This is a genomic window from Micromonospora globispora (genome assembly GCF_003857015.1).
Taxonomy (GTDB): Bacteria; Actinomycetota; Actinomycetes; order Mycobacteriales; family Micromonosporaceae; genus Micromonospora; species Micromonospora globispora.
Genome location: NZ_QGGF01000610.1, coordinates 1 through 10,654 on the forward strand (window position 1 = coordinate 1; position 10,654 = coordinate 10,654).

Annotated in this window: 5 protein-coding genes and 1 pseudogene; 1 reads left to right on the forward strand and 5 read right to left on the reverse strand. The window is 71.9% G+C overall.

Annotated elements, in window-relative coordinates:
* Positions 1-184: 184 nt before the first annotated feature.
* Positions 185-2,152: a penicillin-binding transpeptidase domain-containing protein gene (locus DKL51_RS30345; protein WP_109942683.1), complete on the reverse strand. Its 1,968-nt coding sequence runs from the start codon at positions 2,150-2,152 to the stop codon at positions 185-187.
* A 287-nt stretch (positions 2,153-2,439) separates the two neighbouring features.
* On the opposite strand from DKL51_RS30345, the gene DKL51_RS30350 reads away from it, so the two are divergent.
* Positions 2,440-7,494 (forward strand): NAD-glutamate dehydrogenase, encoded by a 5,055-nt coding sequence (locus tag DKL51_RS30350; RefSeq protein WP_109942682.1) that lies wholly within the window; start codon positions 2,440-2,442, stop codon positions 7,492-7,494.
* Positions 7,495-7,563: 69 nt separating this feature from the next.
* Here DKL51_RS30350 and DKL51_RS30355 read toward each other — a convergent pair whose 3' ends face one another.
* The 4 genes and pseudogenes from DKL51_RS30355 to DKL51_RS30370 form a co-directional block, all read right to left on the reverse strand.
* Positions 7,564-8,298 carry a class F sortase gene (locus DKL51_RS30355; protein ID WP_109942684.1) on the reverse strand — a complete coding sequence of 245 codons (735 nt, stop codon included), beginning with the start codon at positions 8,296-8,298 and terminating at the stop codon, positions 7,564-7,566.
* 1 nt (position 8,299) lies between these two features.
* Positions 8,300-9,220, reverse strand: coding sequence for a hypothetical protein (locus DKL51_RS30360; RefSeq protein ID WP_109942681.1), 921 nt, complete (start codon positions 9,218-9,220; stop codon positions 8,300-8,302).
* A 429-nt stretch (positions 9,221-9,649) separates the two neighbouring features.
* On the reverse strand, positions 9,650-10,036 hold the full coding sequence (locus DKL51_RS30365) for a hypothetical protein (protein WP_109942680.1): 387 nt from the start codon (positions 10,034-10,036) through the stop codon (positions 9,650-9,652).
* Positions 10,037-10,256: 220 nt separating this feature from the next.
* Positions 10,257-10,654 (reverse strand): annotated as a pseudogene (locus DKL51_RS30370) (hypothetical protein); the annotation flags it as partial.

Consider the following 10,654-nt stretch of genomic DNA (forward strand, 5'->3'; position numbering starts at 1 on the left):
GCCGTCGTCCTCCGCGGCCTCGGGCAGCGGAGGACGACGGCAACGGCCCCGACGGGGGTTCCGCCCCGTCCAGCGCCGGCATCGCCTGACCGCGACACGATCGCGCGATCCACGGTGGCCTCGTACTCACGGGGAGGCCAGGACATCCCGGTCGGAGCTGGATCGTGGCCGGCCGCGCGCCGGCTCAGTGGGCGGCGAGTGCGCGGAGGAAGCGTTCGCTGATCGGGACCGCGCTGGACGTGCTCGACCCGCCCTGCTCGACGAAGACCGCGAACGCGACGTCCCCCTGCCAGCCGACGAACCAGGCGTGGGTGTGCGCCGGGTTGTTGTCGTACTCGGCGGTGCCGGTCTTGCCGTACACAGGCTCGCCGGGGACGTTCCGCAGGGCGCTGCCGGTGCCGGCGGTGACCACCTCGCGCATCATCGCCTTCAGCGCCGCGACCGACTCGGGCTTGAGCGCCGGGCCGGCCGGGGCCGGCTGCTGCGGCGCCGGGTCGAGCAGCAGCTTCGGCTGCTCCCAGTGGCCCCGGGCGACGGCGGCGGTGGCGCCGGCCATGGCGAGCGGACTGACCACGGTGGTGCCCTGGCCGATCGCCGCGGCGGCCTGCTCGGTGGCCGAGCCGCCGGTGGAGACGGTGCCGGTGAAGACGTCGGCCCCGAGGTCCCACTTCGCCTCCAGGCCGAGCGCACGGCCGGTGGTGGCGAGCCCGTCCGGGCCGAGCTTCGGCGCCAGCGAGGCGAAGGCGGTGTTGCAGGACTTCGCGAAGTCGGTCCGGAACGGCACCGTGCCCAGCACGAAGTTGTCGGAGTTCTTGAACGGCCGCCCGTCCACCGCGAACGTCTTCGGGCAGCCGACCGGGGCGTCCGTGGTCACCGCGCCCCGGTCCAGCAGGCCGAGCGCGCTGACCACCTTGAACGTCGAGCCGGGCGGCACCTGGGCGGTGAAGGCGAGATTCTCCCCGGCCGGACCGGGGCCGTTGGCGGCGGCGAGCACCGCCCCGTCGCTGATCCGCAGCGCCACCAGGGCTGATCGGCGCTTCTCCCCGCGCAGCGCCGCGTCGGCGGCGTTCTGGGTGGCGACGTCCAGGGTCGTCTTGAGCGGCTGGCCGGCCTTGGGCTCGCTGCGGAACACCTCGGTACCGGTCGGCGTCGTGGTGCCGTCGGGATTCTGCCGCTCGGTGATGACGGTCAGGCCGGGGGCGCCGCGCAGCCGCTCGTCGTACCGGCCCTGGAGGCCGCCGTGGCCGACCAGGTCGCCCGCCACGTACCGGTCGGGGTGCGCCTTGAGGTCGTCGGCCTGCGCGGGGTCGACGGAGCCGAGCAGTGCCCGGGCGAACTCCCGGGTCGGCGCCAGGTCGAGCTTCTCCGCGCGGAACTTCGTCCCCGGCAGGTCGTAGATCCGCGGGCGGATCTGCCGGTACACGTCGTCGCGCAGCGTCACCACCTCGACGAACGCTCCCGAATCTGCCTCGCTGAGGCGTTTGGGCAGGTCCGACAGGTCGACCGGCGGGACGAGCGCCGGCCGGATCGCCTTGAACGCGGCGTCGAGCTGGCGGACCAGCGCCTTGACGTCGGTGACTTCGCTGGGCTGCACGCCGACCCGAACCACCGGGCGGGGCGCGACGATCGGGGCGCCGGCGCCGTCCAGCACCCCGGCCCGGGGCGCGGGGTCGCGACGCAGCGCCAACCGGTCGCCCTTCTCCAGCTTCTCCTGGACGACCGTCGGCTCCCAGATCACCTGCCACTGGTCGTCGCCGCCGCGCTTGAGGCGCACCGGGCGCTCGTAGGCCCAGCGGGTCTGACCCGGCAGCGTCCAGGTCACCTGGACCCGGGCGGTGGCGGTGTCGGCGGTGATCGTCGCGTCGCCGGCCCGCTTGAGCTCCGGCGGGGTGGCCGCCAGCTCGCCGGAGAGCGACTTGATCTCCTTGGCCACGTCGGCCGCCGGGACGCGGGCACCGGTCGCGTCGATGAACCCGACCGCCTGCAGATTGCCCGAGCGCCAGCCGGTCAGGAAGGCGTCGACGCTGCGGTCCGGTCCGTCCTCCGCGGAGCACCCGGTCAGCGCGCCGACGGCCAGCACGGTGGCGGCCACTGCCGCGAGTGCCGGCCGAATGTGGGAGTGGCGGCGACGAACGGGGTACCACACGAGCATGGAGCTGTCCCTCCGGTACGAAACTGCCCTGCACGCTAGTACGGCACGCGCCTCCTCACCGCCCCGCCGCGGTCGCGACGTGCGGAAAGACCGACTCGGGCAGTGTGATGAACATCGCCGGTCCGGGTACTCCGCGACCGGCCGACCACGTACCCGCAACGGGTGAAAGGACAGAGTCCCGATCCGGACGTCCGGCCGGTGGTCCGCCTACGTATGGACGTAATGGCAGGGCCTAGGCTGGGCGGGAGAGTGACCCACAACGCGGTGGGTCGAGGGGAGTGGCACCGATGGACCGGCGTCCGGCGATCAAACCGGGACCCGACATCCAGGCTGACACCAGCCGGGACGACAGTTTCGACACGGCGACCGACGGGGACGGTCTCGGCCGACTCGACACAGGCGTGACCGGGATGACCGGTTCGAGTGTCGACACCCTCTACGACCTGGGCCTGCCCACACCGGCGCTGGCCGACGACGTGGAGGACGCGGAGCTCGACGAGCCGGTGCCCAACGCGGAGCGCCTGGTGGCCCAGGCGGTCGCGCTGGCCGGTGACGACCACGACGTCGCGACCCTCGTCGGCCGCTTCTGGCGGTTCGCCCCGGACGAGGAGCTGATCGGCTTCACCGCCGAGGAGATGATCGAGGCGGCCCGGGCGCACCGGGACCTGGCCCAGCAGCGGGTGCCGGGCGAGCTGAAGCTCCGGATCCACGAGCCGGACGCCGACCAGCACCACACCGTGATCGAGATCGTCACCGACGACATGCCGTTCCTGGTCGACTCGGTGACCGCCCTGCTCAACTCGCACCACCTCGACGTGCACCTGCTGGTCCACCCGCTGGTGGTGGTCCGCCGGGAGCCGCTGGGCCGGCTGACCGAGGTCGCGGCCGACGTGGAGCCGGACGACGCCATCGCCGGCGACCTGGTCGAGAGCTGGATGCGGATCGAGATCGACCCGGTCCGCGACCCGGCCGAGCGGGAGAAGCTCCGCAAGGAGCTGCAGCGGGTGCTCACCGACGTGCGGGAGGCCGTGGAGGACTGGCCGAAGATGCGGCAGCGTGCCCTGGCGCTCGCCGACGAGCTGGCCGCCGCACGGACCTCGGACAACCGGCCGCCGGTGCCGGAGAAGGACATCACCGACTCGGTCGAGCTGCTGCGCTGGCTGGCCCACGACCACTTCACCTTCCTCGGCTACCGGGAGTACCGGCTGGTCGACACCGACGGCGCGGACGGCGGCCAGGCGCTGGAGGCGGTCCTCGGGACCGGGCTGGGCATCCTCCGCTCCGACTCGCCGGAGGCCCGGTCGCTGAACTCGATGACCCCCGAGGCGCACGAGAAGGTGCTGGAAAAGCGCCTGCTGATCATCACCAAGGCCAACTCGCGGGCGACCGTGCACCGCTCGGCCTACCTCGACTACATCGGCTTCAAGATCTTCAACGACGCCGGCGAGGTGGTCGGGGAGCGGCGCTTCCTGGGCCTCTTCTCCACCACCGCGTACCGGACCAGCGTCCGGGAGCTGCCGGTGGTCCGCCGCAAGGTGGCCGAGGTGCTGGAGCGCTCGGGTCTGAGCCAGCGCAGCCACTCCGGCAAGGACCTGTTGCAGATCCTGGAGACGTACCCGCGCGACGAGCTGTTCCAGATCAAGACCGACGACCTGTACCACGCGGTGATCGGCGTGCTGCGGATGGCGGGTCGCCGGCAGCTGCGGGTCTTCCTGCGCCGGGACGCGTACGGGCGGTTCATCTCCTGCCTGATCTACCTGCCCCGGGACCGGTTCACCACCCAGAACCGGCTGCGCATGCAGGACATCCTGCTCCGCGAGTTGAACGGCGTCGGAGTCGACTACACCACCCGGGTCACCGAATCGATGCTGGCCCGGGTGCACTTCATCGTCCGGACCGACCCGACCAACCCGCCCGCGGACATCGACGCGGATCTGCTCGCCGAGGAGCTGGCCGACGCGACCCGGCTCTGGGACGACGACTACCGGCTGGTGCTGGAGCGCAAGCTCGGTGACGAGCAGGCCAAGCACCTGTTCAGCCGGTACGCCGACGCGTTCCCGGAGGGCTACAAGGACGGGCACACGCCGTACGAGGCGATGAAGGACCTGGCCAAGCTGGAGCTGCTGGAGGAGCCCGGCCAGCTCGAGATGCACCTGTTCCGCAAGCAGCTCGCGCCCCGGCCGGGCCAGCGCGACGCGGACGTCGACGAGCAGATGGACGTCCGGTTCAAGGTCTACCGGTACGGCGAGCCGATGATGCTCTCCGCGGTGCTGCCGGTGCTGCACTCGCTCGGCGTCCGGGTGGTCGACGAGCACCCGTACGAGGTGGACCGGGTCGACGGGCGGGTCTTCCTCTACGACTTCGGGCTGCGGCTGCCCGAGGCGCACCAGGAGCTGGCCGAGGTGCGCCCGCACGTGGAGAACGCCTTCGCGGCGGCGTGGCGCGGCGAGGCCGAGGTGGACGGCTTCAACGAGCTGGTGCTGCGGGCCGGGCTCACCTGGCGGCAGGTGGTGGTGCTCCGGGCGTACGCGAAGTACATGCGCCAGGCCGGCACCGTCTTCTCCCAGGACTACATGGAGCAGACCTTCATCGCGTACCCGCGGATCGCGCGGCTGCTGGTCGAGCTCTTCGAGGCCCGGTTCGCGCCGAGCCCGGCCAGTGTGGAGGAGCGGCGGCAGCGGAGCGGTGAGCTGGTCACCGCGATTGGCGAGGCGCTGGACGACGTGGCCAGCCTCGACCAGGACCGGATTCTGCGCTTCTACCTGACGCTGATCCAGGCCACCCTGCGGACCAGCTTCTACCAGAAGCCGGTGGGCGGGCGGCCCAAGTCGTACGTGGCGTTCAAGCTGGACCCGCAGGCGATCCCCGAGCTGCCCGCGCCGCGGCCGAAGTTCGAGATCTTCGTGTACTCCCCGCAGTTCGAGGGTGTGCACCTGCGGTTCGGGCCGGTGGCCCGGGGCGGGTTGCGCTGGTCCGACCGGCGGGAGGACTTCCGCACAGAGGTGCTCGGCCTGGTCAAGGCGCAGATGGTGAAGAACGCCGTGATCGTGCCGGTGGGCGCCAAGGGTGGCTTCGTGCTCAAGCAGAAGCCGGGCGACCGGGACGAGGCGGTGGTCTGCTACAAGCAGTTCGTCTCCGCGCTGCTGGACGTCACCGACAACATCGTCTCCGGCGAGATCGTCCCGCCGGAGGACGTGGTCCGGCACGACGCCGACGACCCGTACCTGGTGGTGGCGGCCGACAAGGGCACGGCGACGTTCTCCGACATCGCCAACGAGATCTCCGCCGCGCACAACTTCTGGCTGGGCGACGCCTTCGCGTCCGGCGGTTCGGCCGGGTACGACCACAAGAAGATCGGCATCACCGCGCGGGGTGCCTGGGAGTCCGTCAAGCGGCACTTCCGGGAGCTCGGGCACGACACCCAGACCCAGGACTTCACCGTGGTCGGCGTGGGCGACATGTCCGGCGACGTGTTCGGCAACGGGATGCTGCTGTCGGAGCACATCCGGCTGGTGGCCGCCTTCGACCACCGGCACATCTTCTTGGACCCGGACCCGGACGCCGCCACCTCGTACGCCGAGCGGAAGCGGCTGTTCGAGCTGCCCCGGTCGTCCTGGGAGGACTACAACCCGGAGCTGATCTCGGCCGGCGGCGGCGTGTACCCGCGTACCGCCAAGTCGATCCCGGTCAGCCCGCAGGTGCGGACGGCGCTCGGCCTGGACGACGAGGTCGAGCAGCTCTCTCCGCAGGAGCTGATGAAGGCGATCCTGACCGCGCCGGTCGACCTGTTCTGGAACGGCGGCATCGGCACCTACGTGAAGGCATCGACGCAGACCAACGCCGAGGTCGGGGACAAGTCCAACGACGCGATCCGGGTGGACGGCAAGAGCCTGCGCTGCCGGGTGGTCGGCGAGGGCGGCAACCTGGGCTGCACCCAGCTCGGCCGGATCGAGTACGCGCAGACCGGTGGGCGGATCTACACCGACTTCATCGACAATGCGGCCGGCGTGGACTGCTCCGACCACGAGGTGAACATCAAGATCCTGCTGAACACGGCCGTCGCCGACGGCGAGCTGACTGTCCCGGAGCGGGACGAGCTGCTGGCGGAGATGACCGACGAGGTCGCCGAGCTGGTGCTGCGGGACAACTACGACCAGGCTCGCGCGATCAACAACGCCCAAGCGCAGGCCGCGTCCCTGTTGCCGGTGCACCGGCGCATGATCACCGAGCTGGAGCGGTCCGGTCAGCTCGACCGGGCGCTGGAGGCGCTTCCGCCGGACGAGGAGCTGGCGGTCCGGACCGAGTCCGGGCTGACCGCGCCCGAGTTCGCGGTGCTGCTGGCGTACGTGAAGATCGTGCTGGAGCGGGAGATCGTCTCCGAGGGGCTGGCCGACGAGGAGTGGACGACCGACATCCTGGTCAACTACTTCCCGACGCCGCTGCGGGAGCGGTTCGCCGACCGGATGGGCCGGCACCGGCTGCGCCGGGACATCGTCACCACCGTGCTGGTCAACGAGGCGATCAACCGGGGCGGCATCTCGTTCGTCTTCCGGGTCGTCGAGGAGACGGCCGCCTCGGCAGCGGACGTGCTCCGCGCGTACGTGGTGGTCCGCGAGGTGTTCGGGCTCGGAAAGCTCTGGGACTCGGTCGAGGCCCTGGACAACAAGGTCTCGCCCGAGCTGCAGACCAGCGTCTACCTGGACAGCCGGCGGCTGCTCGACCGGGCGGTGCGCTGGCTGGTGACCAACCGGCGCTCGCCGATCGACGTGCCGGCGGAGATCGCCCGGCTGCGGGACGGCATCGCCCGGCTCCTGCCCGGCCTGGAGAACCTCTTCTACGGCACCGAGCGGGAGGCGATCGCCGCCCACATCGACTCGCTGACCGAGAAGGGGCTGCCGCGTGAGCTGGCCGAGCTGGCCACCCGGCTGATGTACAGCTTCGGCCTGCTCGACGTGGTGGAGACCGCCCGGTCCGCCGGCCGGGACGTCAACGAGGTGGCTTCGGTCTACTTCGTGCTCTCCGACCGGTTCCGGGTGGACTCCCTGCTGTCGAAGATCTCCCTGCTGCCGCGGGAGGACCGCTGGCAGACGCTGGCCCGGATGGCGCTGCGCTACGACCTGTACGCGGCGCTGGCCGCGCTCACCGCGGAGGTCCTCGGCTCCACGCCGGACAGCCTGCCCCCGGTCGAGCGGGTGCAGGAGTGGGAGCAGTCCAACGCCACCTCGATCCACCGGGCGCGCCGGGCGATGGGGGAGTTCGACGAGTCCCGGGCTGATCTGTCCGCCCTGTCGGTGCTGCTGCGCCAGATCCGCACCCTGGTGCGGACCTCGGCCGCGGCCTGACCCGGACGTGCCCCGGCGCGGTCCGGTCGGTCGGTCACCCGACCGTCGGGCCGCGCCGGTGCGTCCGCGTCACGCGGTCAAGGTGGCGAAGACGACGATGTTGTCCAGGTAGCTACGGGCGCTGCGGTCGAAGACCCCGCCGCACGTCACCACGCGCAGGCTCGGCTTGTCGCTGGCGCCGTAGACCAGCTCCGAAGGGAACGACGTCTTCGGGTACGACTTCACCGAGTCGACGGTGAAGGTGGCGTTCCGGCCGTCCTGGCGGGCGACGGTGATCCTGTCCCCGGGCTTCAGCGCGCCGAGGTCGAAGAAGACGGCCGGCCCAAGCTTCGCCGAGTCGACGTGGCCGACGATGACCGCGTTGCCGACCTCGCCGGGACTGGGGCCGGGGGAGTACCAGCCGGCCCGCTGAGCCTGCTCCAGCGGTGGGACCTGGACGGTGCCGTCGGGGTCGATGCCGAGGGTCATGACGTCGGCGTTCACCCCGATCCGGGGGATCGAGATGGTGGTCGGGGCCGACCGGGGCAGGGCGGGCACGGCACCGGGGGCCGAGGGGTCCGCGGACTCCTCGTCGATCGGCACCTGGTCGGCGATGGCGACACCGGTGCCCTCGACCGTTACGCCGGCGGTCCGGTCCGACTCGGCGGGTCCGGCCTGCGCGAGCGGCTGCGGCGGGCGGGGTGGGGGCGCACTCCGTACAGAGGCGCCGATCATGCCGGCGCCCGCCATGGCGAGGAGGACGAGGGCGGCGCCGGCGGCGCGCCACGGTTTCCCGTGACGGCCGCCGGCCCGTGCCCTGGTCAGGTCAGACGAGGTCATTGGTGCGACGCCGACGCATCAGCACGAGGCCGCCCAGGGCGGCGGCGCCGAGGACCCCCGCCCCGCCGGCGGCCATGCCGAGGTGCGTGCTCGTGCGGGTCATGCCGCCGTCACCGCCGTTGACCGGCCCCTTCGGGAGCACGACCAGCTCGCCCTCTCCGCAGGAGCCCTCCAGCTGGTACGTGCCGGGCTGGGCGTCCGCGGCGACCGTGGCCTCGCCGTAGTAGACGAAGTCCTTCATGTGCTCCCAGCCGTCCTCGCCGTCCATCCCGTACTCGTCGTGACCCTTCCAGTCGTGGTCCTTGCGGTCGTGGCCCTCGGACTCGTCCTCCTTGCCCTGGTCCCCCTCGCGCATCTGTCCGTCCGGGCCCTGGTCGGCGTCCGACTCGTCCGACACACTGCCGCCCTCGCCGTCGGCGGGGTCCGCCATGTCGGCGTCTGCGGGCGGCTCGGGCTCCGGGGGCTTCGGCGTGCCGTAGTAGCCGTCCGGGCCGTTGCTGTGCTCGTCGCCGCCCTGCTCCTCGGTGCCCTGCTTCTCGGTGCCCTGCTTCTCGGTGCCCTGCTCCTCGCGGCCGTTCCGGTCCTTGCCGTCGTGGCCCTTCTGGTCGGCGTCCTTCTCCTGACCGGCCTCGTCCGGGTCCGTCCAGTCGCCGTGCTCCTCGTGGACCGGGTTGAGGTTCACCTCGCCGGTGACCTTGGACCAGACGGCGGCATGCTCCTGCGCCTCGGGGCAGCTCTCGAGGAGCTTGACGTGGTCGCCGGGCTTGACGGCGTCCGGCTTGACGAGGACCTTGCCCTCGCCCTCGTGGTGCCCGGCCGCGTACGTCATCGCCGGGGTGAACACCAGCAGGGACGCGCCGCCCAGAGCGGCTCCCGCAACGACCTTCCCGAGCATCTTGTTAGCCATGACCTGCGCTCTCCATCCCTGTTCGTCCTGAAGCCGAGCTACGGCCAACGTTAGGCCGATTCGCGTCTTTTCCGAGTAAAAACCCTCGCTTCACGGCTTGGGGACACTACGAAACGTATGACCCTTTAGCGCCTACGTCGGCGTAGCGGACAAGGACGGGCCCCCACGGCCTGCGCCCGGCGGAAAGCATTGATCGATTGCAATGGAAGCGCTCCCATGCGAGGATCGCTGCCAACGCGCCGACGGCGCCTGGTTCCCGGCCCGGTTCCAGGAGCTCATGAAGAACGCCTACCCGCCGCTCTCCTGACGCGGCGGCCGGGCCGCCCGCCGTGGCAGGAGCGCGGCACTGCCGCGGCGGTTTCCCCGGGCCCCTGGTCCGGCCGACGGTCGGGCCAGGGGCCCTCGCCGTGCCGAGGCACGGCCTCCAGATCAGGGCACCGTCTTCTCGATCGCCGCCCGGCCCAACTCGGCCAGGTCCCGGCGGGCCCGCTCGATGTTCTCCGGCGTGAGGTCCTGGCCGCGCGCCATCACCAGGTCCTCCGGCTCCCACGGCTGCTCGGCGCCGGTGCGGATGTTGTCGCCGCCGGCCCCGGTGCCCGTACCGGTGGCCCCGGTGCCGGCCGCGTACGGGTCGCCGAGCAGGTCCTCCGCCGGCGAGGCGAGCGCCCGGCCGCCGGGCTCCCGGAAGGACGGGGTGTCCCGGTCGGGGCCGCCGCCGGTCACCAGCTGCGGCACGGTGCTCTCGTCGTCCACCGCCGCGGCCACCTCGGGGCTCTCCTCCAGCGGCCGCTCGCCGCCGCGGTCACGATCCGTCATGCTGCTGCCCTCCTGTCCCGTTCGCTGATCCCCTTCGCGTACCCCAGGGAGCCGCCGCCATGCCGATCGGCCTGCTCAGCCCTCCTCCTCGCCCTGACCCCTCGTCCGTGCCGGTAGTGCGTCCGCTTCCATCCCGGATGCGAGATTCCTGCCACTGGGTGTCCGGCCGGTGACACAGCGAAGCCCCGGCCGATGTCTGGCCGGGGCTCCGACGGTGTGCTCAGCGACCGAGAACCCGGTCCAGGAAGTCCCGGTAGCCGCGGACGGCGATGCGGAGCTGCTCGGTGTCCGCGGAGCCCGCCTCCTGCCAGCCGCCGAGCTTGGACTTCTGCGCCTGCAGCGCGGTGGAGAGTGCCTCGATCGCCTCCTCGACCAGCGACTGCGCCTCGCCGACGGCGGCCCGCGGGTCGTCCACGAAGCGGAGCTGAACGTCCCGCCAGCGGTCCCGGAAGCCCTGCGCGGTCTGCGGCTCGAAGAGCGTGGCGGCGTCCGCGGGCACCGCCGGCGACGGCAGCGCCGAGCCGAGGATGGTCGACCCGGACAGCAGCACGGCGGCGGCCGGTGCCGGGATGGCCGGCGCCGTGCTGCTGTCCGGGTCGACCATCCTCGGCTCGGCGC